Annotated in this window: 30 protein-coding genes, 1 tRNA gene and 1 pseudogene; 16 read left to right on the top strand and 16 right to left on the bottom strand. The window is 66.4% G+C overall.

Going from position 1 to position 23,980, the window contains the following annotated elements; all coding sequences use genetic code 11:
* Window positions 1–33: 33 nt before the first annotated feature.
* Window positions 34–104: transfer RNA gene (locus tag ACSMFO_RS29710), tRNA-Gly, on the top strand.
* 94 nt (window positions 105–198) lie between these two features.
* Here ACSMFO_RS29710 and ACSMFO_RS29705 read toward each other — a convergent pair.
* The 8 genes from ACSMFO_RS29705 to ACSMFO_RS29670 all read right to left on the bottom strand — a co-directional run bounded on the left by ACSMFO_RS29705 (window position 199) and on the right by ACSMFO_RS29670 (window position 6,753).
* The gene (locus ACSMFO_RS29705; protein ID WP_436461300.1) at window positions 199–1,377 is read right to left on the bottom strand and encodes a tyrosine-type recombinase/integrase; all 1,179 of its coding nucleotides are present in this window, start codon (window positions 1,375–1,377) and stop codon (window positions 199–201) included.
* A gap of 1 nt (window position 1,378) precedes the next feature.
* Window positions 1,379–1,597 carry a helix-turn-helix domain-containing protein gene (locus ACSMFO_RS29700; RefSeq protein ID WP_101611401.1) on the bottom strand — a complete coding sequence of 73 codons (219 nt, stop codon included), beginning with the start codon at window positions 1,595–1,597 and terminating at the stop codon, window positions 1,379–1,381.
* A 17-nt stretch (window positions 1,598–1,614) separates the two neighbouring features.
* Window positions 1,615–3,189: a replication initiator gene (locus ACSMFO_RS29695; protein WP_436461343.1), complete on the bottom strand. Its 1,575-nt coding sequence runs from the start codon at window positions 3,187–3,189 to the stop codon at window positions 1,615–1,617.
* Between the two features lie 53 nt (window positions 3,190–3,242).
* Window positions 3,243–3,629 carry a hypothetical protein gene (locus tag ACSMFO_RS29690; RefSeq protein WP_436461299.1) on the bottom strand — a complete coding sequence of 129 codons (387 nt, stop codon included), beginning with the start codon at window positions 3,627–3,629 and terminating at the stop codon, window positions 3,243–3,245.
* Complete coding sequence (locus tag ACSMFO_RS29685; RefSeq protein ID WP_436461298.1) at window positions 3,626–5,200, bottom strand: FtsK/SpoIIIE domain-containing protein; 1,575 nt, start codon at window positions 5,198–5,200, stop codon at window positions 3,626–3,628. Before ACSMFO_RS29685 ends, ACSMFO_RS29690 begins: the two co-directional genes overlap by 4 nt.
* A gap of 310 nt (window positions 5,201–5,510) precedes the next feature.
* On the bottom strand, window positions 5,511–5,765 hold the full coding sequence (locus ACSMFO_RS29680; protein WP_436461297.1) for an AMED_5909 family protein: 255 nt from the start codon (window positions 5,763–5,765) through the stop codon (window positions 5,511–5,513).
* Window positions 5,743–5,991 carry a hypothetical protein gene (locus ACSMFO_RS29675; RefSeq protein WP_436461296.1) on the bottom strand — a complete coding sequence of 83 codons (249 nt, stop codon included), beginning with the start codon at window positions 5,989–5,991 and terminating at the stop codon, window positions 5,743–5,745. The genes ACSMFO_RS29680 and ACSMFO_RS29675 overlap by 23 nt, the downstream gene beginning before the upstream one ends.
* Window positions 5,992–6,291: 300 nt before the next feature.
* Window positions 6,292–6,753, bottom strand: coding sequence for a hypothetical protein (locus tag ACSMFO_RS29670; protein WP_436461295.1), 462 nt, complete (start codon window positions 6,751–6,753; stop codon window positions 6,292–6,294).
* Between the two features lie 169 nt (window positions 6,754–6,922).
* Here ACSMFO_RS29670 and ACSMFO_RS29665 point away from each other — a divergent pair, with 169 nt between their 5' ends.
* The 6 genes and pseudogenes from ACSMFO_RS29665 (at window position 6,923) to ACSMFO_RS29640 (ending at window position 11,549) form a co-directional block, all read left to right on the top strand.
* A complete protein-coding gene (locus ACSMFO_RS29665; RefSeq protein ID WP_436461294.1) occupies window positions 6,923–7,690 on the top strand; it encodes a GntR family transcriptional regulator in 768 nt (255 codons plus the stop codon).
* A 14-nt stretch (window positions 7,691–7,704) separates the two neighbouring features.
* The gene (locus ACSMFO_RS29660) at window positions 7,705–8,367 is read left to right on the top strand and encodes a YdcF family protein (RefSeq protein ID WP_436461293.1); all 663 of its coding nucleotides are present in this window, start codon (window positions 7,705–7,707) and stop codon (window positions 8,365–8,367) included.
* A gap of 292 nt (window positions 8,368–8,659) precedes the next feature.
* Entirely contained in the window at window positions 8,660–9,484 is an 825-nt protein-coding gene (locus ACSMFO_RS29655; RefSeq protein ID WP_436461292.1) for a hypothetical protein, read from the top strand.
* A 689-nt stretch (window positions 9,485–10,173) separates the two neighbouring features.
* A pseudogene (locus ACSMFO_RS29650) lies at window positions 10,174–10,377 on the top strand (YdcF family protein); the annotation flags it as partial.
* 134 nt (window positions 10,378–10,511) lie between these two features.
* Window positions 10,512–11,027, top strand: a complete 516-nt coding sequence (locus ACSMFO_RS29645; protein ID WP_436461291.1) for a hypothetical protein — start codon at window positions 10,512–10,514, stop codon at window positions 11,025–11,027.
* Between the two features lie 27 nt (window positions 11,028–11,054).
* Complete coding sequence (locus ACSMFO_RS29640; protein ID WP_125732992.1) at window positions 11,055–11,549, top strand: GNAT family N-acetyltransferase; 495 nt, start codon at window positions 11,055–11,057, stop codon at window positions 11,547–11,549.
* Window positions 11,550–11,552: 3 nt separating this feature from the next.
* On the opposite strand, the gene ACSMFO_RS29635 is transcribed toward ACSMFO_RS29640, so the two are convergent.
* Window positions 11,553–12,206: a hypothetical protein gene (locus tag ACSMFO_RS29635; RefSeq protein ID WP_436461290.1), complete on the bottom strand. Its 654-nt coding sequence runs from the start codon at window positions 12,204–12,206 to the stop codon at window positions 11,553–11,555.
* A gap of 61 nt (window positions 12,207–12,267) precedes the next feature.
* The gene (locus tag ACSMFO_RS29630; protein WP_016338169.1) at window positions 12,268–12,669 is read right to left on the bottom strand and encodes a DUF4279 domain-containing protein; all 402 of its coding nucleotides are present in this window, start codon (window positions 12,667–12,669) and stop codon (window positions 12,268–12,270) included.
* 36 nt (window positions 12,670–12,705) lie between these two features.
* Here ACSMFO_RS29630 and ACSMFO_RS29625 point away from each other — a divergent pair, with 36 nt between their 5' ends.
* Together ACSMFO_RS29625 and ACSMFO_RS29620 are read left to right on the top strand one after the other, a co-directional pair.
* A complete protein-coding gene (locus ACSMFO_RS29625) occupies window positions 12,706–13,098 on the top strand; it encodes a pyridoxamine 5'-phosphate oxidase family protein (protein WP_436461289.1) in 393 nt (130 codons plus the stop codon).
* Between the two features lie 34 nt (window positions 13,099–13,132).
* Entirely contained in the window at window positions 13,133–13,660 is a 528-nt protein-coding gene (locus ACSMFO_RS29620; protein ID WP_436461288.1) for a GNAT family N-acetyltransferase, read from the top strand.
* Here the strand turns inward: ACSMFO_RS29620 and ACSMFO_RS29615 are convergent.
* The 4 genes from ACSMFO_RS29615 to ACSMFO_RS29600 all read right to left on the bottom strand — a co-directional run bounded on the left by ACSMFO_RS29615 (window position 13,657) and on the right by ACSMFO_RS29600 (window position 17,160).
* Window positions 13,657–13,995, bottom strand: coding sequence for an MmcQ/YjbR family DNA-binding protein (locus tag ACSMFO_RS29615; RefSeq protein WP_037334431.1), 339 nt, complete (start codon window positions 13,993–13,995; stop codon window positions 13,657–13,659). The two genes, ACSMFO_RS29620 and ACSMFO_RS29615, sit on opposite strands and share 4 nt — an antisense overlap.
* Before the next feature lie 110 nt (window positions 13,996–14,105).
* Window positions 14,106–15,791: a bifunctional metallophosphatase/5'-nucleotidase gene (locus tag ACSMFO_RS29610; RefSeq protein ID WP_436461342.1), complete on the bottom strand. Its 1,686-nt coding sequence runs from the start codon at window positions 15,789–15,791 to the stop codon at window positions 14,106–14,108.
* Window positions 15,792–15,868: 77 nt separating this feature from the next.
* Window positions 15,869–16,657 (bottom strand): alpha/beta fold hydrolase, encoded by a 789-nt coding sequence (locus tag ACSMFO_RS29605; protein ID WP_436461287.1) that lies wholly within the window; start codon window positions 16,655–16,657, stop codon window positions 15,869–15,871.
* A 17-nt stretch (window positions 16,658–16,674) separates the two neighbouring features.
* Window positions 16,675–17,160, bottom strand: a complete 486-nt coding sequence (locus tag ACSMFO_RS29600) for a GNAT family N-acetyltransferase (protein ID WP_073845845.1) — start codon at window positions 17,158–17,160, stop codon at window positions 16,675–16,677.
* A 150-nt stretch (window positions 17,161–17,310) separates the two neighbouring features.
* On the opposite strand from ACSMFO_RS29600, the gene ACSMFO_RS29595 reads away from it, so the two are divergent.
* Window positions 17,311–17,958, top strand: a complete 648-nt coding sequence (locus ACSMFO_RS29595; protein ID WP_436461286.1) for a VanZ family protein — start codon at window positions 17,311–17,313, stop codon at window positions 17,956–17,958.
* Here the strand turns inward: ACSMFO_RS29595 and ACSMFO_RS29590 are convergent.
* Window positions 17,899–18,075, bottom strand: coding sequence for a hypothetical protein (locus ACSMFO_RS29590; RefSeq protein ID WP_167551731.1), 177 nt, complete (start codon window positions 18,073–18,075; stop codon window positions 17,899–17,901). The genes ACSMFO_RS29595 and ACSMFO_RS29590 overlap by 60 nt on opposite strands.
* Before the next feature lie 97 nt (window positions 18,076–18,172).
* The gene (locus ACSMFO_RS29585; RefSeq protein WP_436461285.1) at window positions 18,173–18,826 is read right to left on the bottom strand and encodes a class I SAM-dependent methyltransferase; all 654 of its coding nucleotides are present in this window, start codon (window positions 18,824–18,826) and stop codon (window positions 18,173–18,175) included.
* A 28-nt stretch (window positions 18,827–18,854) separates the two neighbouring features.
* On the opposite strand from ACSMFO_RS29585, the gene mug reads away from it, so the two are divergent.
* The 6 genes from mug to ACSMFO_RS29555 all read left to right on the top strand — a co-directional run bounded on the left by mug (window position 18,855) and on the right by ACSMFO_RS29555 (window position 23,978).
* On the top strand, window positions 18,855–19,406 hold the full coding sequence (mug, locus tag ACSMFO_RS29580) for a G/U mismatch-specific DNA glycosylase (RefSeq protein WP_436461284.1): 552 nt from the start codon (window positions 18,855–18,857) through the stop codon (window positions 19,404–19,406).
* Window positions 19,407–19,688: 282 nt separating this feature from the next.
* Window positions 19,689–20,489 (top strand): response regulator transcription factor, encoded by an 801-nt coding sequence (locus ACSMFO_RS29575; protein ID WP_350575841.1) that lies wholly within the window; start codon window positions 19,689–19,691, stop codon window positions 20,487–20,489.
* Window positions 20,490–20,627: 138 nt separating this feature from the next.
* Window positions 20,628–22,472 carry an acyl-CoA dehydrogenase gene (locus tag ACSMFO_RS29570; RefSeq protein WP_038521680.1) on the top strand — a complete coding sequence of 615 codons (1,845 nt, stop codon included), beginning with the start codon at window positions 20,628–20,630 and terminating at the stop codon, window positions 22,470–22,472.
* A 124-nt stretch (window positions 22,473–22,596) separates the two neighbouring features.
* Window positions 22,597–22,872 (top strand): GlsB/YeaQ/YmgE family stress response membrane protein, encoded by a 276-nt coding sequence (locus ACSMFO_RS29565; protein ID WP_038521682.1) that lies wholly within the window; start codon window positions 22,597–22,599, stop codon window positions 22,870–22,872.
* 73 nt (window positions 22,873–22,945) lie between these two features.
* A complete protein-coding gene (locus tag ACSMFO_RS29560; RefSeq protein ID WP_038521684.1) occupies window positions 22,946–23,239 on the top strand; it encodes a GlsB/YeaQ/YmgE family stress response membrane protein in 294 nt (97 codons plus the stop codon).
* Window positions 23,240–23,261: 22 nt separating this feature from the next.
* Complete coding sequence (locus ACSMFO_RS29555; protein WP_436461283.1) at window positions 23,262–23,978, top strand: leucine-rich repeat domain-containing protein; 717 nt, start codon at window positions 23,262–23,264, stop codon at window positions 23,976–23,978.
* Window positions 23,979–23,980 lie beyond the last annotated feature (2 nt).

Here is a 23,980-nt window from a genome sequence, read left to right as displayed (position 1 = left end):
GGAGATCCGGACCATGTATGCTGGCCGAGCACTGCGGATGTAGTTCAATGGTAGAACATCAGCTTCCCAAGCTGAATACGCGGGTTCGATTCCCGTCATCCGCTCTCATGCGAAAGCCCCAGGTCAGTGGATGTCCACTTAGGACCTGGGGCTTTCGCTTTATCCGGCCGATCTTCTGGCTGGGCCATTAATGGGCCATTAGCCGACCGGTACCGGCTGACCGCTCAGACCGTCGTCATCGTCGTCCGTGCCGCCCTTCCGGTGCTGGTCGACGAGCTTCGAGAGCCGATCAGCGATCCGTTCGTCGGCGTCGCTGGTCGCGCGCTGGTAGATCAGCGCCGCCCGCATGTCGTCATGCCCCATCCGCGCCATGAGGTCTTTGGTCGACGTGCCCGCCTTCGACGCCCAGATGTTTCCGGCGTGCCGGAGGTCATGGAAGTGCAGGCCCTTGAGCCCCATCTTCGCCACGACCTCCGTCCACTTGGTCCGCTGACTGAAGTTCGGGCGCCGCACGGGGTTGCCCGCACGCTCACCGGTGAACAGCAGCGCGTCGTGATCCGGCTTCACGAACGCGTTGAGGTGCTTCACCACGTCCCGCCGAATCGCCGCCGGAACGATCAGCGTCCGCACTCCTGCCCGCGACTTCGGCGGACCGACGATCAGCCCACGACCCGGAACCTCGACCAGCGCCCGCGAGATCCGAACCCAGCTCCCATCCTCCGCGACGTCGCACCGCCGCAAAGCCGACACCTCACCCCAACGAAGGGACGCGAACGCGGCCAGCAGCACGAGTGCCCGAAACCGCTCCGGCATCCGCCCAGCCAGATCGAATACCTGTGGAACGGTGACAATCGGCCGCTCAGCCGGGTTCTCCTTATCGGCACCCCGTACCCGGCAGGGGTTCCGCTGCAAGATCTTGTCCTCGTCGACCGCCGTGGTCAGGATCGCCCGCAGCAGCCTGTACGCCTTGGCAGTGACCGACTCCGACACTCCCGCCGCCAGCCGATCCGCACGCCATTGCCGAACGATCGCCGTCGACAACTTGCCCAGTTCGACGCCGCCGAGATCCGCTTCGATGTGCTTCCGCAGAAGCCACCGGTACAACTCGACCGTGCGCGGACGGAGGCCAGGCCGCTGTGTAATCCACTGGTCTGCGTAGTTCCCAAGCGTGACTTTCGCCCGCTCAGGGTCGATCCATTCGCCTTTGATGATCTGCGTTTCGGTCACTGACAACCACTGTTCGGCCGCGCGCTTGCTGGCGAACGTCGTCGGAGCGTTCCGCATCTGGCCGTCCGGTCCCGGATAGCGCGCCTGCCACTTCCCCGATGCTCGTTGCCGGACATTGCCGAAACCCCGGCGTCCTCGCTTACTCGCCATGTCAGGCCGCCCTTCCGAGGTCCCGGATCACCGACGCCCGCGTGATCGGCTCGACCCGACCGGCCTGGATGAACTCCTCAAGATCAGCGACCGCGAACCGCACGTGTACGCCGACCTTGTGGAACGCCACGCGCCGCTCCGCGATCAACCGCCTCACGAACCGGACGCGCGTGTTCAGGTACTCGGCTGCTTCTTCGACTGTCAGATAGTTCTTTCCCACGGTTTCGCCCCCAGTTCCTAAGCTGCCAGCGGAGTTGCCGAAAGATCTGGCGGACTCTGCGCGGCGAGTAATGCCTTGTCGTACTCGGCTTTCCACGTGATCCGTTCCGAGATCGCGTGCATCACCAGGTGGTCCCGAGGTGGCACATTGGCGTCGCCCGCGTCGCCCGCGTCGACCTTGCGCCAGACGAGCCGAGCCGGGTCCGGTGCTGGTTTCTCGATCCCGACCGCCGCCAGCGCCTCCAGGACGAACGCCTTCCGGTCCGCCTTGTGGTCGACGAGCGTCTTGCCGGACCACTTCCGCGACACCAGCACTCGCCGCCCCGGCAGGCCGAGCGTGGTCCGCCCATGCGCCCGTCCTTTGCAGTGCCCTGGCGTGGTCTTTCCGTTGGCGCCCTTGGGATTGATCCCGTAGAGCAACCACACCGCGCACCGAGGCGAGCACGGTGTCACCGACAGCTCCGCGTGCAACCGGTCGTGATGGTCCTTCTGCCGCACGGTGTCGGCTTCGACGACTTCACCGGTGGACTTGGTGAGGTACTTCGTGAGATAGCCGATGTGCCGCCCGGCTTCCTCCGAGCCACCGAGGATGCCTTTCGAGTGCACCTGGCGGCCGAAGGTGACCACGTGCGCCGGGTCTTCCACGGCTTCAACAGCGTCGTCCCAGTCGGTCAGTGGTTCGCGGGTGTCGGGGTCGACGAACACCCTGCGGTCGCCGTCCCACAGCGGCATCCGATCGACATAGACCACTTCGTCGTGCGCAGGCCACCACACCTGGTGATAGGTCGCTTCGGTGACTTGGCGGATCACGTCGTGCGGCACCGATCCCCGGACCGCCGCGTGCAGGTGCGGAGCGGCCCGCCGTTGAGGCTCCACGGTCGCGAAGTACTGCGCGTCCCAGCCCACGACTCGCCGCAGGTTCTGCCACCACCTGTCCACCAGGGCCGAGAAGTGCACCGCGTCCCGAGCCGCCCGCCGGTAGTCATACGTCGCCGGGTTCACCGGAGCACCATCGGAGCGAACAGGGCCGTAGGTGTCGCAGGTGAGCGTGACGAACATCGAGGGCCGGAACTTGCCCGCGTACTCCCGTCCGAGCGTGGTCTTGGCGACCTTGCGTCGAGGCAGGTTCGGCGCGTCCTGTCGCCGCTTGGTCGACCGCTTGACCGCCTTTTTCGTGGGCAGGTCGATGGAGGGGAGGCGGCCGCGCATCCCGAGTTGCCGAAGTTCGTCGTCGACGCCCTGGATCTCCTCCCTCAGCTCGTCGGCTTCGGCCTGGTCGCTCACCTCGCGGTAGGCCGCGACCAGGTCAGCCCGGAACGCCAACAGCTCCGTCTGTGTCTCGGTCGGTGGTTCCGGCGTGAAGTCCGGTTCGGTGTCGATGTGCCAGCCCTCGCGGCACTGAACCTGTCGCAGCGCCTTCGCCTTCCGGGCACACGGCAGGCACACCGATTCCACGGTCGAGCCGCAGGGGACGGGAACGTACCGGAGTTCACCGGTCTCGGTATCCCCGACTTCCATCGTGAACGGCCGGACACAGACCCCGTGCTTCTCAGCGGTCGCCTTGACTACGTCCGAGGCCAGAGGTTCGCGCATCCGAGCGGCCCGCGAGTTGGCCGGCGGGGTCACCGCGGCTTCCTTGGTGCCTGTCACGCTGCCACCTCCCCAGCGCTGTTCCACTGCCGCAGCACGAACACCGGCATCTCCTGCCGCATCCCCGCAGGGAGATCCGGGAAGGTCGCTTCGTCGAACCGGACTCCGCCGTAGACCAAGACCGGGATGCCGCAGGGAGTCCGGCCCTGTACTTCCAGATGCACACGGCCGCCATGGGGCACCCGCCAGATAGAGGCGGTCACGTTCTCTAGCGAATCCGCCCAGACGACCAGGCCCCGCGCCACGTCCGTCAGACGGTCGGTGTCGAGCTGGACAGACCCGGGGTCCGAGCCAATCCCAACCCGCACGGACGCAACCGGCGGAAAGGAGTAGGAGTCGAGGTGATCGCGGATCGCATCGAGGAACACCAAAACGCGGTTCACGCCGCCACCTCCTCTCCGCCGCGACGGATAGGAAGGTCGATCACGTGGGCACCGTCGTTGGTCACGTAGGTCTCCAGCGCCTTGACCGTCTCGTCCGGGACCCAGCCAGCACGGACCCGCAGGGGTTCGCGGATGCCCTCGCCCCAGACGTAGCCGACGCCCGCAGCCGACTCCTCGATCCGGTTCGCCCACGCCCCGCGCTCGTACGCGCCATCACCGAGGACCATCCCGACATGCGTCTTCGAGGTGACGCGCAAGCACACCCGCCGAGGGAACAGCTCCCGAACCGGAACCGTGTCCTTCGTCGGCTCCTGCACATAGCCCCGCACCGTGTAGCCCAGCGCACGGCCCTGCGTCGTCAGGATCGCCACCCGTTCCACGATGGCTTCACGGGTCTTGCGGTCGGTGTACTTGGTGAGTGCCCCGATCTCGTCGAACTCCAGGACCTCCAAGGGGTTCTCGGTGGAGATGGGGACATTGCGGGTGTGTCCGGCGAACTCGCGCTTGCGAGATTCGAGACCGTCGAGGAGGTCGTCCAAGACCTCGATCGCCTCCTTGCCCGCAACCCCGTAGCGGACGAAGATTCCACGTCCGTAGGCGAGTTCCATCCCCTTCGGGTCGATCCCCGAGACGCGCACCGTTCCGGTCCGGATCGCCGAGGCGGCCGACACCAGTGGGGACCACATCACGGAGTTCTTCCCGGCCCCTGTCGCCCCGGCGACGAGCATGTGAGCGCCCGGACCGGTCAGCGGAACCCGCCAGTCCTTCCCGTACTCAGTGCGTCCGGCGAACACCCGCCGCAGATCCACTGCATCGACGGCCACCAGCTCGGGCAGCTCCGTGCAGTCCACCGGTGTCTTGAGGAGGTCCCGGCGTTGGAAGTCGAGGGAGACGACATTGGGTTCCAGCTCCCGGACCTGGCACCGCGTGACCTTGCGAGCCACGGCCAGGGCGCGGGCAGCGTCGTCGAAGTCTTCCGGCTTCTGCCCTGGCACGAGCCGGACACGAACCTCATCCCACGACGGCCCCGACCTCACGCCCAGCACCTTCGGCACCTGCACCGCAGCACCGCCCGCAGTACGCGACACCGCCTTCCGACGACGGCCGACGAGGTTCACGGTCACTTCCACAGGCACAGTGCCGTCAGAGATGGACAGGCCACAGGCGTGCAGCCAGCCCGGCAGCTTCCGGGCGTAGGTGAACCAGCGCAACCACCACGCCCGCAAAAACCGGCCACAGCACCGGTCGAACGACACCACGTCGAGCAGCCGCCACACCACCAAGACCACCGCGACCGACCCCGTCGTGATCGCGAGCGACAGCCAGCCGAGCCACTGCCACCAGGCCACCACGGCAATCACACCGAGGCTGGTCCGCCAGTGCGCGAAGACCTGCTTTCCCAGCCACACCAACAACTTCAGAGCCGACCACAGGGCAATGAAGACCACCGCAGCCGCAGCGAGAACCTCCGCGATCGTGGCCAAGGCGCGGCCGAGCTTGTGCAGCAGCCACACCACCACACCCAGCACCCCACCGCCGACGAGGAGAAGACCGAGTCCGTTCGCGTTCATCGGCGACCACCGCCGGTCAGATCCAGCGGAAGCATTCCCCGGCAGGGAGCACACTCGGTCTCGCCGGGCAGCAGCTTCGCGAACCGCTTACAGACTGCGCAGCGCGTTCGGGTGACCCCGTCTAGCGGACGCTTGTTGCCATCGTTTAGCGTTGTCATTGTTCACTTCCCAGTGGTTGTGGACAGCGCAGGACCGGCGAGGTTTCCTAGGCCAGGTACCGGTTCTGCGCCTTACGAGCCGAGGGAAACGCGTGAGGACGTGTTTGTACGCCGCACGTCCCCACGCACGTTTTCCTACAGCTATTCGGTTCTCAGCTAGCTTCCGACTTGTTCTTCTGGATCTGCGCGGCCACCTCCTCCGCCTTCCGCTCCTCGTAACCCACCCAGTAACGAAGTTCATGGTGGTGCCCTCGGTCCACATCGGACACTTCGCGGTACATGCGCGCGTTGGCCTGATGGAACTTCAGCCACGTCTCCAGGTTCGATCCCGGTTTCGGGCGACGAGCGGATGCGACGAGGTGCGCGTCCTTCAACGTTTGTGGCTCATTCCGGCCGGGCGTCGTCATCGCGCACCGTCGTGTGTTTGCCGAGGAAGACGGCCAGTTCGTCCGCGCTGTCGCGGATTTGGCGAAGGAGCCGGATGAACTCCGGCCACACGGCCGGGTCGGACGGCGGCAGAATCGCCAGGCTGTCCGGATCCAGATAGATCACCAGAGCCGGATCCGCCGAACCATGGCCCTGCATCCCCGCCACCGCCTGCGGCCCCGGCTTCCACATCGCGTTGAACGCCACGGACCTGCCCTTCCCCGTAGGCGCGCGTTTCCCACGACCGCCCGTTGTCCTCGAACCCTTCGGCCGCCGCCGTCACCGCAGCCAATACCCACCAGGGCAACTGGCTTTGAGTCGCCAGTTCCCGCCACGCCGACGCCACCGCGAAGGAAGCGACGGCCATGTCATGCGCCGCCAGAGCATCCCCGCTCTGCGCCGTCCGCTGCGTCATCGCGCTGTAGTGGCGGTACGCCGCCTCCCAGGCCTGGACCAGGTGCGGTGGAACCACGGCCACGCCCTGACTACCAGGCACCCGGCCCGTCATCACGCTGCCTTGGGCGTGGACTCAGCAGCGCTGGAAGCCCGACCCGACTTGGACACGCCACCCGAGGCAGCGGCCTTGAAGCCGGTCGCGCGGAACAGGTAGGACTGGTACTTGAACTCGCCCTGGCCAGCCACCTTGGGTTCAGCCGTCAGGCCCTCCAGCTCGATCGGCCGCATCCCCGGCAGCACCTCCGACGTGGTCGGCACCGGCTGTACATCTGCCAGGAACGTGACGTCGTAGGACGCGCGCTTGGAGTTGGTCTCGCTCGGGTCGGTGACCGTCGCCTTCCACTGACGCTTGCCCGTCACTTCGTCGACCCGCTGACGAACAGGTCGGCCAGCAGACCTGTCCTCCCGCGACTGGTACTCGTTGTCCGGCGAGACCTCACCGACCATCACCAGCCCCAGCGGGAACGCAGCATCAAAGTCGATCTCGAAACGGTGTCCCTTGGCGATCGCCATGTCGTCTGTCTCCTGTCGTCTCTGGAGCCCTAGCGGGCTTACACCTTGTTAGAGGTAGTTCTATTAAGCGCTTCGTCGCGCGAGTTGTCAATAGAACTATCTCTATCGGGCTCCGTAGACCATGATGGGGTGATACCGCTAGCGTTATCGACCGACGAAGGAGGACCAGGTGGGCACCGGATACCGAGAGCTGGCCGCGATCCTGCGAGACGCGATCCAGCGGGGCGACTACGCCCCGGACACCACGCTGCCCAAGCAAGACGAGCTGGCCGACGAGTACGACGTCAACGTCAACACCGTTCGCAAGGCCGTTGGGGTCCTCGAAGCCGAAGGACTGGTCACGCCGATCAGACGACGCGGGACGGTTGTCCGTGCACGCCCGCCTATGAAGCGCCTGGGCAAGGACCGGTACGCGAAGAGCAAGTGGAAGTACGGCGACACCGTCGCCTTCGTCGCCGACCGCGAAGCCTCCGGCCGCGACTGGAAGCCGACCGACCAGACGCAGACCGTCGCCAAGATCGAAGCTGACCGAGAAGTCGCCGACGCCCTCGGTGTCATCGTCGGATCCCCGGTCTACGAGCGGGCACGACTGGTCAAGGACGCCGGCCAACCCACCCACGTACTCACCAGCTACTACCGGCCTGCCGACGTCGAAGGCACGCCCATCGTCGACCCAACCCCCGGCCCAGCCGGACGAGGCGGCGGGTTTCTGGTCCTCACCCTGCAAGGCCTTGAGCCGGACACCATGACCGAGACCTTCTACGCGCGGATGCCGACGCCCGCCGAGGCCGAACAGCTCGAACTCCCCGCAGGCGAACCTGTCATGGTCCTGCAACGCCGCACGTACACCGAAGACGGCCGCGTGGTCGAATTCGCACGAGGCGTACACGCCGCAAGCCGCTTCTCCTGGACCTACACTTTCAAGATCCCCGACTGACCCCGGAGACCCAGATGCCCGAGCGTTCGACCACCCTGCCGGACGACCTCCGCGCCGACGTCCAGACGCTCTGGGACTACCACGACATGCACCACGAACTCCGGCCCGCCGACGTCGGGATCGGACTCGGTAGTCACGATCTCGGGGTCGCGACCTTCACCGCGGAACTGTTCCAGGCTGGAATGTTCCCGCTCATCGTCTTCACCGGGGCCAACGCCCCGACGACCATCGAACGGTTCCCGCGCGGTGAGGCTGTCCACTACCGCAAACATGCGCTTGAGCTGGGCGTACCGGATCACGCGATCCTGGTTGAGCCTGAGGCACGGAACACCGGGGACAACATCACGCTCACTCGCGCATTGCTGGAATCACGCGGCACCAAGGTCGAGTCTGTCGTCCTCATCTCGCGGCCGTACCAGCAGCGACGCGCCTACGCGACCTGCAAGAAGCTCTGGCCCGAGGTCGACGTCATCTGCGCTTCGCGGCCGCTCCCGCTGGACGAGTACATCGAGAGCATCGGCGACGTGGACCGCGTCATCAACATGCTGGTCGGCGACACCCAGCGCATCACTGCCTACGCCGAGCGCGGCTTCGCTATTCGCCAAGAGGTTCCAGCAAAGGTGTCTAGCGCCTTCGATCGCTTGGTTTGGTCTGGATATAGGGCTCGGTTGCTCTGACCGGCAGCCTGTCGCCCCGTCAGGCTTCACGACCACCACTGTGCCCACTCCGTCAGCCAAGACACGATCATCTCTGATCACTTGAGTTCTAAGCCTAAGCTCACGCGACCGCAAAAACCGCTCCGGCATCTGCTGGCTAGTAACAAGGTTGGCCACGATAACGACCCTCAGTACAATGAAGCAGCTGGCAAGCCACCTTTTAGTCATCCGTGAATAGTGCCCAGTTATACAATCTCAAAGATCTTAAGAGCTCAAAATTCCTTTTACCCATCCAATCCCCGGGGAGAATTCAATGCATTTGAAGCCAAACCGAGCACTGAAGTCAATTGAGGTAGCTCTGCGCCTTGCCATCCGATCCACGCTTGGCGAGAACTGGCTAAATGCCAATGGCGCCCCTGAACAACCAAAGCTGGAAGACCGTCGATCTGAAGAGCAAAGACGCCGCGATGGCACTCATGTATCGGACGATCTGCTCAACTATACCGAAATGTATCACCTCACCGGTCTGATCGAGAAGAACTGGGAAGCATTTAAGCCAGTCCTTGGCGACAAGCAGAGAACCACCGCCTTTTTTGGAGTCGTAAACGATGTTCGGAACAGCATTGCCCATAGTCGCGACCTGGTGTTCTTTGAAGAACAGCTCCTGTCTGGCATAGCCGGCCAGCTCAGGAACCAGATTTCAATCTACCGAAGCCGCTTGCATAATCCTTCAGCTCAGTACTACCCGCTCATCGAAGAGATTAGAGATAATTTTGGACATCGCGGACTGGGCGTCGACGACAGGGGTGCCTTCACGCCATTTGTCCGCCTCGAAGTTGGCGACACTTTGACTTTTACTGGATCCGCATTCGCAACCCTAGAACGAGCACTCGAATGGTCGGTCTGTAAATCTAAGGGCGGAATAGAGTTTCCACCACGAGAAGCGGCCATTGGAAGCGAAGTAACCTTCGTTGAAACGATAACCGAAGATGACGTTAGCGAAAGATTGCTAATCTCGGTTAGCCTAAAGACTGACTCAAAGTACACTCGCTACCATTCGAACCCTTTAAGCCATAGCCTCGCGAACGTGGATGACGCCCGAGGATTTTGGTACGCAGTCAACCCTCCTTCGGACTAGGCCACTGGCCCGAGGCGCCACAGCAGGATGCCGTGTCGTGTTCCTGCCGAACTTGGCTCTATGGGATCAAGGCGCCGCCAGCGGCGGCGCGCACGTCACGCCCGTACGGCGGGCTTCGCCCCATGGCGGACGCCGGCCTCCCGCTCCGCTCCGGCAGGCGCCGCCGGGCGAGCCCGCCGACGAGGCAGCACCGCACAGCGCGCCGCCTCCACCGGAGACCCATGGAGCACGACGCCAGATCACCCGACCCACCTCACCGCGTGGCAGTGGTCACCGAGTGTCCCTCGCTGCTCAGCGTCTAACACCGTGCCGCCCGCATCAAGGCGGGAAAGCGTGCCTTGACACGACCGACCCGGCGCTAGAGATGGCAGGGGCGAGGGAAGCGGAGCAAACAGGCACAAAGACGCAGGTAGAGACAGGGAGCGTTGGGCCATTAACGGGCCATTCAGAGGGGTCAACCAAGGTCAATCGCAGCCACCCCGAGCAAGCGCCGCCCGCAGGTCAGGGTCACTTTCCAGCATGATCACCCTGGTTCCCAAGCTGAATACGCGGGTTCGATTCCCGTCATCCGCTCTCACGCGAAAGCCCCAGGTCAGTGGATGTCCACTTACGACCTGGGGCTTTCGCTTTGGAGTCCTATGATGGCCGCGACCCTGCCGGACGACCTCCGCGCCCCACGTGCGATCTTGGTCGTTCCCATCTCTCGGCCGTACTAACAGCAGCGGGCTTACGCGACCTGCAGGAACCTATGGCCCGGGGTGGACATCATCTGCGCTTCCCGGCCGTTGCCGCTGGATGACTACGTCGCGAGCATCGGCGATGTGAACCGGGTGATCAACATGCTTGTCGGTGATACGCAACGGATCACCGTCTACGCCGAGCGTGGTTTCGCCGGGACTGTGTGGATTTCGGGACATCTGACGTCCCGAAATCCACACAGTCACGCGTCACCGGCCCTGTCGCGACCCGAGTCGAAGCTCGGGACTCGTCCCCGCACCCTGCGGCTACCTTCTGCACCGTGCGGAGAATGTCGAGCGACGGTACGGCCGCGGCCTTGCTCACCGTCGTGGCCGGGTCGCTGATCCTTCCGCTCCTCCTGGTCGGCGGGATCTTCCTCGTCATCGGCTTGAACACGGGCAGTACCCCGGGGCCGTACACCGTCGTTTTCGCCAAGGCGGGTGACGAATGCGGGGCGACAGGCCAATATCTCGACGCGTCCACAGGGGACCCGCTGAGGTGTATGGGTCCGGGAGTGCTGCGCGACGCCTCGCTCGAATTCCCCGGTTTCTCCCGCGAGCAGAACGACGAGATTCGCCGCTGGCTGGCGACGTTGGCGGAAGACGGCGAGCTGAGCGTCTTCGATCATCGTTCGGTCCAGGCCAAGATCGACGGGATCGCGGCCGGATTGCCGCCGGGGATCCGCGTCGAGCGGGAATCCGGCTCGACGCGGATTTGGATCGGCTCGGGTTTGACGGTCGCCGGCCTGCTCTTGCTCTCCGGCTTCGCCTGGCGGTGGCGCCGGAACCGCCGGGCCGGTTATTGACTTCCCAGCGTCGTTACCGTGCCAGGTATGGAAATCCGGGAGTTCACCCAAGACGACTGGGCACAGGTCTGGCCGATCGTGCGCGAAGTCGTGCGCGCGGCGGACACGTACACCTACGACCCGAACCTCACCGAGGACGACGCCCGCGGCACCTGGGTCGAGACGCCGCCGGGCCGGACGGTGGTCGCGGTCGAGGGTGGCCGCGTGCTCGGCACGGCCAAGATGGGCCCGAACCGCGGCGGGCCCGGGTCCCATGTGGCGACGGCCAGTTTCATGGTGGACAAGGACGTTCGCGGCAAGGGCATCGGTGGTGCGCTGTGCGCGGACGCCCTGGATTGGGCCAGGGAACGGGGTTTCGCCGGGATGCAGTTCAACGCGGTCGCCGAGTCGAACGCGGCCGGGATCCGGATCTACGAGCGGCTGGGGTTCGAGATCGTCGGAACGGTGCCGGGCGCGTTCGAGCACCCGACGCTGGGGCGCATCGGGTTGCACGTCATGTATTGCGACTTCGGCCGGGGCTGAGCGTCAGCCTTCGACGAGTTCCCAAGGGGCGTCGGCGCTCGGCCGGTCGTACACCTGGCCGGGCGCGGCGCTCAGCACCAGCGCGACATCCGGATACAGCGTGACGGCGTGTTCCATCTCGAGGGCTTCGACCTCGAAATCCTCGCTTTCCGGGACCTGGAAGCCGACGAGCAGCCAGCTTCCGTCGGCCTCGCGGACGACCTGCCGGACGGCGCGCGCCGGGGCTGCCGGGTCGGTGGAGATCTCGGCGAGTTCGGTGCTCACCTGGACTTCTTCCAGCGGCGAGCCGGGATGCGTCCACGCGGCGAGGCGGGCGGCGCGCACCAGGAGGTCTTCCTCGTCGTCATCCGAGTCGGCGACCGAGCTCAGCAGCCAGGTGCGCCGTTCCGGATCCCAGTCGGCGGCCATGCCGGTGGGGAGGCCTGCCAGCGCGGCGATCTCCGGGATGAGCTCCACCGCGTCCCGCAGGGGCAGCGCGCCGAACGCGTCCTTGTTCTCCTCCATGTCCTCGGAGAACTCGTTGCCGTCGCTGATGAACCAGTCGCCGTCGTCGTCCAGGACGACGAACGCGAGGTTCGACGGGTCCTCCACCAGCGACCGGGAGATGATCACCGGCGACTCGGGATCCTGACTCAGCGGCCAGTTCTCGCTCGACATGCTGGGCTCCCAACGGGGTTGTCCGGCTGTGGGGCACCATCCCACCACGACCGGCGGAAGGTCATTCGCTGAGGTCGTACTCGTCGACGTCGAGCGCGGCCGCCGCTTCGGTGAGGAACGCGATCACGGCGGGCGAGAGATGCCAGCCGAATTCCTCGCCGCCGTCACGATGATGGAAGTAGCGCACCACCTGCAGCACCGCGCTCACGCCTTCGTCCACCAGCCGCCGGATTTCCGGGCGGACCGGGGCGAGCCTGCCGATCACGCTCTCGATCTGGTCGTCGACCGGTTCCGAACCGCGATGCGTCACCTTCCAGGCGTGCATCCGCGGCAACCGGTGTTCGGCGGACCGCGAACCCAGTACCAGCACCTCGTCGGGCTCCATGCCGAGCCGCGCGGTGATCTCCCCGGCGGACACGGTTTCGCTCTTCAAGGCGAAGTAGCAGTACTGGTGGACCTTCATACGCCCGGCACCCTAGCTTTCGGGCAGGCTGACCAGGTGAAACGTGATCAATCGCTTATCGAACGGCTCGCCAGGGAGCGCAACGCCTGGTTGTGCACGCTCCGCGGGGGCGGATCGCCGCACGTCACGCCGGTGTGGTTCGTGTATCTCGACGACGTCTTCTGGATCGGAAGCGGCGAGCGGAACGTCAAGGTGCGCAACATCGACGGCGATCCGCGGGTCAGCCTCGCGCTCGAGGACGGCGACGCTCCGGCGGTCGCCGAAGGGATGGCGCGCGTCCATCGAGGAGCTTTGCGCGAAGACGTCCTTGCGGCCCTGGCGGCGAAGTACGACGGCTGGACGGCCGGGGTGGAGATCGCCCCGTTCGGCGCCAGAGTGCTGCTGGAAGTCCCCGTTAAGCGGTGGCTGCTCGAGGGTGTCGCCCAATAGTCTGGAAAGTCCGATACCGATCTTGGGATGGACGATGCTGACCGGTGAACTGATCCGCTTGCGCCCGCTGGAACCCGAGGACGCGGACACGCTGTGGCGCTGGCACAACGACCCGGAGGTCACGCGCTGGCTGCCCGCGGACCACCCGGAATCCCTCGCCCAGATCCGCGAACGCTTCACCCACCGGAAACCCAACAGCTTCAGCCAGGTGGAGTTCGCGATCGAGAGCCTCGCCGTCGGCACCTTGATCGGCACCTGCACCCTGCGCGACGCCACCCCGGAGCAGGGCCGCGCGGAACTCGACATCTACCTCGGCGAGAAGGACCACTGGGGCGGCGGCTACGGCACCGACGCCATGCGCACGCTCTGCCGCTACGGCTTCGACATGATGCGGCTGCACATGATCGCGCTGTGGGTCGTGGTCGACAACGAGGCCGCGATCCACATCTACAAGAAGCTCGGGTTCCAGGTGGACGGCAGGCATCGGCAGTCGTTCCGCGGCCAGAACGGCCAGTGGCACGACGAGTACCTGATGAGCCTGCTCGAAGGGGAACTCCGCTAGTCGTTCAGTCCTTTCGTGAGCCTGGCGGGTGCCTTCATCCGCCAGGCCTCCTCGATGAGTTCGCTCAACTGCGCCTTCTCCACCTTCTCGAGGTCGACGAGGATCGCGCCGTAGCCGTCGTAATGCGGCGTGGTGAAGTACGCGGGGTCGCCGGAAGCCAGCAGGGCCTCCTTCTCCGCGTGCTCGCACAGCAGCATCAGCCCGCCCTCGGCCTCGGTGCGCAGCCGGGCGAAGTTCTTGCCCGCGACCTTGAGCGACGGCGTGCGGTACGACGTGGACTCCTCGACCTCCGGCAACCTGCCCGCCAGAGCCACGACTTCTTCCCAGGTCGTCATGGCGGACATTGTGCCCTGGGTCACTGACAAAACCACCCGGCGAATGCAAGGAAAGGTCCTTTCCTCGCAAATTTCGCAAGGAAAGGACCTTTCATGGCGCGCGAGGGGGGCTACGGCAGGACGGTGATCCGGTCCGCGGGCGGCGGAGCGATGCCCGGGTGCGCCCCGAAGTACGCGATCAGCGCGTCCAGGTCCACCGGACCACCCGACAGGCCGGTCCCCTTCGTGAACTCGGTGAAGCCGTCCCCGCCGGCGGCGAGGAAGTTGTTCACCGAAACGCGGTACGACGCCGCCGGGTCGATCGGCGCGCCGTCGAGCGTCAGGTTCGAAACGCGCGAACCCTGAGCCGCCGACGCCGAGTACGAGTACTTCAGCGACTTCGAGATCTGCAGCGTGCGCACGACGCCGTTGGCCTGCCACTGCTGTTCGAGCACGTTCTTCAGGTTCGCGCCGGTGAGCGTGATCGTCTGCATGATGTTCGCGAACGGCTGCACGGCGAACGCCTCGCCGTAGGTCACGACACCGTCGCCTTCGCCGGCGGGCGACGACGCGTAGGTGAAGTCCGTGCGGATACCGCCCGGGTTCGTCATCGCGATCTGCGCGCCGTTCGACTTCGTGGCTTCGAGCTGGGCGTCGGCGATGACGTCGCCCAGCGGCGACTCACCGGACGCCGCGCCCTTGGCGACCAGATCCGCGGTGATGGTGCCGACGGCCTTGTTCGCGATCGGCGCGGCCTTGGTCTTCGCCTCGTCGATCAGCTTCACCACGTCGGCGTCCGGGGTGACGTCGCGGGTGACGATCTGGTTGTGCGCCTTGGTCTCGCCACGGACGACGTCGCGGGTCCGGCGGTCGATCTTCAGGTCGACGACCGACAGCAGACGGCCGAACGACGCGCCCTGGATCACCGGACGCGGGGCGCCCTCGGGATCGTTGATCACGCAGTTGTACTGCTGGTGGCTGTGCCCGGTGAAGATGGCGTCCACTTTGGACGTCACCTTCTGCGCGATCGCGGTCGCCGCGCCCGGCTTGACCTTGCACTCGTCCGGACCGGCGGTCTCGGAGTTGTCGCCCTGGTGCAGCAGCACGACCTGCGCCTTGACCCCGAAGAAGTCGAGCAGCTTGGCCGTGCGATCGATGGCCTGGACCTCTTCGCCGAACTTGAGGCCCTTGATCGCCTCCGGGGTGACGACCTGCGGCAGATCCTTCAGCGTGGCGCCGATGACGCCGATCGGGACGCCGCCGGAGACCTCGATGCTGAACGGCAGCAACGCCGGGACGCCGTTCTCGTAGTACACATTGGACCCGAGGAAGGGGAAGTTCGCGCCCTTGAAGGATTCGCGGAACTGGCAGCCGTCGGTGGGGTGGCAGCCACCATGCTGCATCCGGCGGAGTTCCTTGAGGCCCTCGTCGAATTCGTGGTTGCCCACCACGGAAGCTTCGACGCCGAGCCGGTTCAGCAGTTCGATCGTCGGCTCGTCGTGGAACAGCGCCGAGATCACCGGCGACGCGCCGATGCTGTCACCGGCCGACAGGACGACCGAGTTGCGCGCTTCGCCGCGAAGCTGCTTCAGGTGCGTCGCGAGGTAGGCGGCGCCGCCCGCGTTGACGGTCTTGCCGTCGGGCAGCGTGACACGGCCGCTGGAACCGGACGGCGGTTCGAGGTTGCCGTGCAGGTCGTTGAACGTGATCAGCCGGACGTCGGTGGTCGCCGACGCGGCGGACGCGGGCGCGGCGACGGCGGCCAGCGCGGTCAGCGCGGCACCGGCGACGACGGCCAGCCGGATGGAGAGCTTCATTGTTGGGCGCACGGCGGAGGAGTCTGCCTTGCGGATTTGACCTTCACCAGAGGAAAAAGGAGGACGATAGGCAACCGTCACATGACGCGTGAGCTGCCGTCGAGCAGTACCCGCGCGACCAGTTCGGGCTCGTCGTTCATCGGCACGTGCCCGCATCCCCGCAGCACCAGCAGCTCGGCCTCCGGCGCGATCCGGCGCAGTTCGGCGGCCTTCGGGCGGGCGAGGATGCGGTCGCGTTCCGCCCACGCGATGGTCACCGGCACGTCCCGGACGACGCCTTCGAACCGGAAACCGACGCGGGCCTGCTCCAGCGTCGGCCGGAAACCGGGGCAGCCGGCGAGCGCGCGGATGTCCTCCATGACGACCTGCGTGGTGAGCCGGTCCGGGCGGCCGACGATCATCCCGGTCAGCATCGACCGGCCCGCCGGAGTCGCGGCGAGCCGCCGCGCGGTGCGTTCCGGGATCCGCTCGGCGAGCAGGCGATGGGTGCGCAACATGCTCAGCGCGTACCGCTGCTGCCGCGGCGTCCACAGCCCGGCCGGGGACAACGCCGTCACGCTGCGGACCAGGCCCGCCTCCCCGAGCGCGAGCGACAGCAGCCCGCCGAGCGAGTTGCCCGCGACGTGCGGTTTGCCGAGGCCGAGGTCGTCGAAGAACTTCCCGAACATCTCGACGGCCGCTTCGACGCCGTAACCGCCGGAATGCGGCGCCGATTCGCCGAACCCGGGCAGGTCGACGGTGATGACGTCCCGGTGCGGGGTGAGCAGGCCGAGTACGGGCGACCAGGCCTGACGGCGATGGCCGACCCCGTGGATCAGCACCAAGGGCTCGCCCTTGCCGGCGCGGTCGAAGACGACGTTGTCCATCCCGCGAGGTTAAGCCATTAACTGCTACCGGCGGTAACAGGTAAATAAAGACGTTCGCGCCGACGGGTGACGTCGTTCGGCATCGGCTCCAGTTCACCCGTCGCGATGAACCCGAGCTTCAGGTACAGCCGCCGCGCCCGGTCGTTGTCCTCCGCGACGTGCAGCCACACCTCGCGCGCGCCGTCGTCCTCGGCGGCCGACCGCACCTCGCCCATCAGCCTGGTGCCCAACCCCCGGCCCCGGGCTTCGGGCGCGACCCACATCGAGTAGAGGATCCAGCCGTCGTCCCGCGCCCGTCCGGCGACGAGACCGACCGGACGCCCGTCGTCGAAGGCGGCGAACCAGACGTCGCCTGCCAGCTTCGCGAGCCACTCCTCGTCGGATTGCGCGCTTTCGGCCGCGGCGATGGAGCCGTAGTTCTCGGGGGTGTCCGTCAGGGCACGCAGGCGGACCTCGCGGAAGACGTCGAGGTCCGAGGGGACGAGCCGTCGAACGAGCAACATCCGGGCAGAATCCCACGTCGAGCGGTGGATCGGGGAACGAATATCGCCGATCGGCCAAGATCGGGGTCGGCCACTCGGCCGATCCGGCGCCGTCCGCCGCGGCCCTTCGACCGAAGTGGCGGACCCCTCATGATCCATAACGTCGTGGTCATGACGAACGCACAGGTCACCGCCCTGCAGTACGGCTTGATCGGCTTCTTCGCGCTCTGGGCGACGGTGCTGATCCCGCAGCTGATCGTCCTGCACGCGCGGCACGGCCGAGTTCGGCTTCGTCCCGTCCTGACCATGGCCGCCGTGCTGCTCTACGCGACCATGACGCTGGCGGTGACCTTCCTGCCACTGCCCGGCCCCGGCGTCAAACGGCTGAGCCAGACCGTGCAGCTGCAGCCGTTCCAGTGGGTCGCCGACATCCACACCGAACTGCTGAAGCACGGGCTGCCGATGGCCGACTGGTTCACCACGCAGACCTTCCAGCAGGCCACCATGAACGTGCTGCTGTTCGTCCCGCTCGGCTTCTTCGCCAGGACGCTGTGGAAGCGCGGCCTCGTCGGCACGACGCTGATCGGCCTCGCCGCTTCGCTGCTGATCGAGATCACACAGCTGACCGCGAACTTCGGCACCGCGCCCTACGTCTACCGGATCTTCGACGTCGACGACCTGCTCAACAACACCGGTGGCGCGATGCTCGGCTGGATCGCCGGGGCCCTGCTGCTCAGCCTCGTGCGCAAACCCGTTCCCTCAACGGTCGAGCTTCAGCTTCCGCGCCGCGAGCGGGTCGACCTCGCCCAGGTCCGCTAGCCTCGCCTGCCGTCGCTGGGCCGCGCGCCGCGCGGCCCGCCGGTCTTCCGCGATCACCAGCACGGTGGCCACCACGAAGATCAACGCGACCAGGCCGAGGATGAGCGAGAGCTGCAAAACGCCTCCTCGAAGACGACCTTGTGTGCGAGATCACAAACAGTACGCACATCGTGCTGAGTTGACCACCCCTTGAGACGAAAGTGGGTGTCGCAGGTCACTCGGGGCTCGCCGAGAACCAGGTCCGCCCCTCGGTGTGCCAGCGTTCGAAGGCCAGGTCTGCGCTGGTCAGGGCGGCTTTCAGGGCCTGCGGGTCCAGGCGTCGGCAGGTGAACGCCTGGCTCCACCACCGGATGCCCGCCGAATACCGCACGACGGCCGAGAGCAGGTCGCCGTCGCGGACGACCTGGCCGAGCCGGACGTCGACCTCGCCGAGCCTGCCGCCCTGACCGTCGCGGACCGACTCGAACCACTCCGGCGGATGCCATTCGACGAGCACCCGCCCGCCGGGCACGACATGCGCGCGGGCGGTGGCCAGGAAGGCCGCCCGATCGGCTTCCGAGGCGGTGTTGACCAGGTGGCTGCCGAGCAACACCACGTCGAAGAGCCGGCCGAGCCGCAGGTCTTCGATCTTCGAACACACCTTCTCGGCACGGACGTTGGCGAGCATCTCCGGCGAATCGTCCACCGCGACCACCGGATGCCCGAGCTCCAGCAACGCGTGCGTGACCCGCCCGGCGCCGCTGCCGAGCTCCAGGATCGAGGCCCCCGCCGGGACCGCCGCGTGCACGATCCCCGGCTCGTCGCCGGGCGGCAGCAGCCGGTACACCTCCACCGAACACCCGTCCGCCGTGAACGTCCCCTGCTCCATACCCACCAGCGTGCCGGAAACTGGCCCCGTGAGGACCAAACCGACCAAGGACGAGCTGGCCGCCGCCTACGGCAAGACCATCGACGACGTCATCGCGCCCGATCTGGACGTGCTGTTCTGCGGGATCAACCCCGGCCTCTACTCGGGCGCCCTCGGCCTGCACTTCGCCCGGCCGGGGAACCGGTTCTGGCCCGCGCTGTACCGCGGCGGCTTCACCCCGCGCCTGCTCGACCCCAGCGAGCAGGACGAACTGCTCGGCCTCGGTCTCGGCATCACGAACGTCGTCGCGCGGACGACGGCGCGGGCCGACGAGCTGACGCCGGACGAGTTCCGGGAAGGCGGCCGTCTGCTCACGGCCAGGGTCGCCGAATTCCGGCCACGCCGGCTCGCGGTCGTCGGGATCACGGCCTACCGGACCGCCTTCGGCCTGCCGAAGGCGAAGATCGGCCCGCAAGACACCGAGATCGGCGGAGCGCGGGTTTGGGTACTGCCGAATCCGAGCGGCCTGAACGCGCACTGGACGCCCGCGGCGCTCGGGGACGAGTTCGGGCGACTTCATGCCGAAGTCCACTCTCAGTAGTGAACGGGTCAGGATCCTCCGCCGGCGCGCTCATTCGAGCAAGAGATCCACAACCAGTTGATACGCAGAGTTTGCTGCGACGAGGCGATACATCTATGAGGGGGATATCGCGTCACGTGCTCCGACCTACCGACTCGTAATAGTTACGAGGTGTCATCTCTGTCCGGTCCCGCAGGGGGGACCGGTTGGCGAGGGTGACCACGCCGGGGGGCAGTGGTCACCGAATGGACTTCCGAGTCCTCTCGTCCGGAGATGGCGGGCACGAAAACGGAGGGGTCCGTGATGCGAAGCATCGAGCCGAACCGAACGCAGGCCGGCAGGCCTGGCGGACTGTCGCCAGGCGGCCGCGGACTCGGCGTGGCCGCCGTCGATCCGATCCCGATCTTCTGCGAGGGATTGAGCTCGCTGGTCCACCGCACGCCGGGGCTGACGTGGCTCGGCCACGCGGCGAGCCATCATGCCGCGCTCCAGCTGTGCGAACAGCTCAAACCGGACGTCATCGTGCTGGATTCGGCGCTCGACCCGAACTGCCATCTGTCCCGGCTGCTCAGCGGCGGCGACCCGGCGCTGGTCATCATCACGATGATCAGGGACACCAACCGCACCCAGCAGTACCTCGCCGCGGCGATCGCGGCGGGCGTGCACGCGATCGTGCCGCGGGCGACCGACGGACGACACCTGGCCGAGGCGATCCGGCGCGCGCACAGCGACCGCCGCTACATCGACCCGACGCTGGCGGCGCTCACGGCGCGGCCGAAGCGCCAGCCCGTGCTCCCGAAGCCGGGCGACGCCCCCAAGCCGGCGACCGCGCGCGGCCTGATGCCGCTGTCCCGCCGCGAGTACCAGGTCCTGCAGCTGGTGGCCGAGGGACTGGAGAACTCCGGGATCGCGAAGATCCTGTTCCTGTCCGTCGAAACCGTGCGGACGCACGTCAAGAGCATCTTGCGCAAGCTTTCGGCCCGCGACCGCACACACGCCGTGACGATCGCGTTCCGTTCCGGCATCCTGGTGGCGAATCCCGACGACGCGCACACCCCGGTCGAGCCGGCCACCGCCGCTTCGATCGCGCCGTCACCCCGCTGAGACCCCCCGTATTGCTGATTTACACATCACAACAGTGGCCATTCACTTGCCGCCGGTTACCCACAGGTAATATCCTGATGTTACCGGCGAGTAGGGACGTGTGCCCGGCCGGGGAGCCGAACACATTGGAGTGACGAAATGGGCCACTACAAGAGCAACGTCCGAGACCTGGAGTTCAACCTCTTCGAGGTCCTCGGCGTGCAGGACCGCCTCGGCAAGGGCGTCCTCGCGGAATCCGACGAGGAGACCGCCCGCGGCGTGCTGACCGAGCTGAACAAGCTCGCTTCCGGTCCCCTCGCCGACTCGTACGCCGACGCGGACCGCAACCCGCCGGTGTACGACCCGAAGACCTTCTCGGTGAAGATCCCCGAGTCGTTCAAGAAGAGCTACCAGGCGCTGATGGACGGCGAATGGTGGCGGCTGGGCCTGCCGAACGAGCTGGGCGGCTTCGGCCTGCCCCCGACCGTGCAGTGGGCCGCGGCCGAGCTGATCCTCGGTGCCAACGCGCCGCTGTTCATGTACATGGCGGGTCCGAACTTCGCCGGCATCGTCGACAAGAACGGCACCGACGAGCAGAAGCGCTGGGCGCAGATCATGATCGACCGCGGCTGGGGCGCCACCATGGTCCTCACCGAGCCCGACGCCGGTTCCGACGTCGGCGCCGGCCGCGCCAAGGCCGTCAAGCAGGAGGACGGCTCCTGGCACATCGACGGCGTGAAGCGGTTCATCACCTCGGCCGAGAACGACATGGTCGAGAACATCATGCACCTGGTGCTGGCCCGCCCCGAGGGCCCCGGCATCGAGACCAAGCCCGGTACCAAGGGCCTTTCGCTCTTCCTCGTGCCGAAGTTCCACTTCGACGGCGAGACCGGTGAGCTGGGCGAGCGCAACGGCGCCTTCGTCACCAACGTCGAGCACAAGATGGGCATCAAGGCCTCCACCACCTGCGAGCTGACCTTCGGCCAGCACGGCACCCCCGCCAAGGGCTGGCTGCTCGGCGAGGTGCACGACGGCATCGCGCAGATGTTCCAGGTCATCGAGTACGCCCGCATGATGGTCGGCACGAAGGCCATCGCGACGCTGTCGACCGGCTACCTCAACGCGCTCGAGTACGCCAAGGAGCGCGTCCAGGGTGCGGACCTGCCGAACATGCTGAACAAGGCGGCGCCGCGCGTCACCATCACCCACCACCCGGACGTCCGCCGCTCGCTGATGCTGCAGAAGGCGTACGCCGAGGGCCTGCGCGCGGTGTACCTCTACACCGCGACCTTCCAGGACCAGGTGTGGACCGGCGAAGGTGACGAGGCTTCGCGGAAGATCGCGCACGGCGTCAACGACCTGCTGCTGCCGATCGTCAAGGGCGTCGGCTCCGAGCGCGCGACCGAGCAGCTCGTGCAGTCGCTGCAGACCCTCGGCGGGTCCGGCTTCCTGCAGGACTACCCGATCGAGCAGTACATCCGTGACGCGAAGATCGACTCGCTGTACGAAGGCACCACGGCCATCCAGTCGCTGGACTTCTTCTTCCGCAAGATCGTCCGCGACAAGGGCGCTTCGCTGGCCTACGTCGCCGGGGAGATCACGAAGACCATCGAGTCGGAGATCGGCAACGGGCGGCTCAAGAACGAGCGCGGTCTGCTCAAGCAGGCGCTCGAAGACACCCAGGGCATGCTCGGCTCGCTGATCGGCTACCTGACCTCGTCGCAGGAAGACCCGCAGAACATCAACAAGGTCGGCCAGCACACGGTCCGCCTCCTGATGTCGGTCGGCGACCTGCTCATCGGCTGGCAGCTCATCAAGCACGCCGAGGTCGCCATCGGCAAGCTCGACGCGGGCGCGTCGGCGAAGGACGTCCCGTTCTACGAGGGCAAGCTCGCCGTGGCGTCGTTCTTCGCGAAGAGCGTCCTGCCGGAGCTGACGTCGCGCCGCGCGATCGTCGAGGCCGCGGACAACAGCCTCATGGAGATCCCCGAAGCCGCGTTCTAAACGGTTTCGTGACGAAGAGCCCTCTCCGGTCCGGAGGGGGCTCTTCGTGGTTTCGAGGGGGATATCCGGGGGAATTTCCGTGCTGAGTCCGCCCGTTGGCGGAGACCTCGGCAAAGGAGTCTCAATGACAGTCACCGGCATCATCACGGCGATCGTGGTCGGCCTGATCCTCGGGGTGCTCGGCAGGTTCTTCGCCCCCGGCAAGCAGTCCATCCCGATCTGGCTGACCATCGTCGTCGGTATCGTCGCCGCCTTCATCGGCACCGCGATCGCCCGCGGGCTCGGCTACGCGGACACGAAGGGCTTCGACTGGCTCGAACTCATCACCCAGATCGTCATCGCCGGGATCGGGGTCACGCTGGCCGCCAACCTCTACGGACGCCGCGGTGTCACCCGGTAAGGGGTCTTGAGGCGCGACGAGCCGGTTTCGGTGTCACCGTGGGTTCACTCGATTCTCCAGCGAAGGAGGGACCATGTTGGGTGGCCTTTGGGGCATCATCACCACGATCGTGGTCGGGCTGATCCTCGGCGTCATCGGCCGGATGATCGCGCCCGGCGATCAGAAGATCCCGATGTGGCTGACGATCGTCGTCGGCATCGTCGCCGCGTTCATCGGCAACTGGCTGGCCGGCGTGTTCGGCGTCCGCGACACCGCGGGCATCGACTGGATCCGGCACGCCTTCCAGGTCGGCGCGGCCATCGTCGGCGTCATCGCCGCGGCCGCGATCTACGCCAAGATCAAGGGCGGGCATCGCGCCGCGACCTGACCCAGGACTACGGTCGGCCCCTGTGACCACTCGGCTCGAACTCGGTGGCCAGGGGCTGACCTCCCTGTCCGGCATCTCCCTCCCGGCGACGCTGGAGTACCTGGATCTGTACGACAACCGGCTGACGTCCGTTCCCGACGAGCTGTGGTCGCTTTCCGGGCTCCGCGTGCTGAATCTGGCCACCAACCGGCTGACCTCCGTCCCACCCGCCATCGGCGCCTTGCGGAATCTGCACACGCTGGATCTGGGGCACAACGAACTTTCCGTCCTGCCGGACGAACTCGGCGAGCTTTCAGGGCTGACGGAATACCTCTACGTGAGCGACAACCGGTTGACCGAGTTCCCCGCCGCGCTGTGTTCGCTCGGACGGCTGAAATACCTGGGGTGCACGGACAATCGCATCTCCACCCTTCCGGAGGATCTGTCCGGCCTGACGTCGTTGCGTGAATTCCGCTTGTACGGCAACGGATTGACCGGGATCCCGGAATCGATGGGGACGCTTTCCGCGTTACGCGAACTGCATCTGCGAAAGAACCGGTTGACCACCTTGCCGTCCTCCATCGGAGACCTGAGCGAGCTGCGTCAGCTCGACCTGCGGGAGAACCGGCTCACCTCGCTGCCGGAGTCCATCACGCGGCTGTCCAAATTGGACAAACTGGATCTGCGGTGGAACAAGGAGCTACGCGAACCTCCGTGGCTCGCGGACTTCGAGGCGCGAGGCTGCATGGTGCTGCGGTGAAG

The organism is Amycolatopsis sp. w19, assembly GCF_051373225.1.
Taxonomy (GTDB): Bacteria; Actinomycetota; Actinomycetes; order Mycobacteriales; family Pseudonocardiaceae; genus Amycolatopsis; species Amycolatopsis japonica.
Note: the sequence above shows the minus strand (reverse complement) of the source record. Positions and strands in the feature narration are given on the sequence as shown.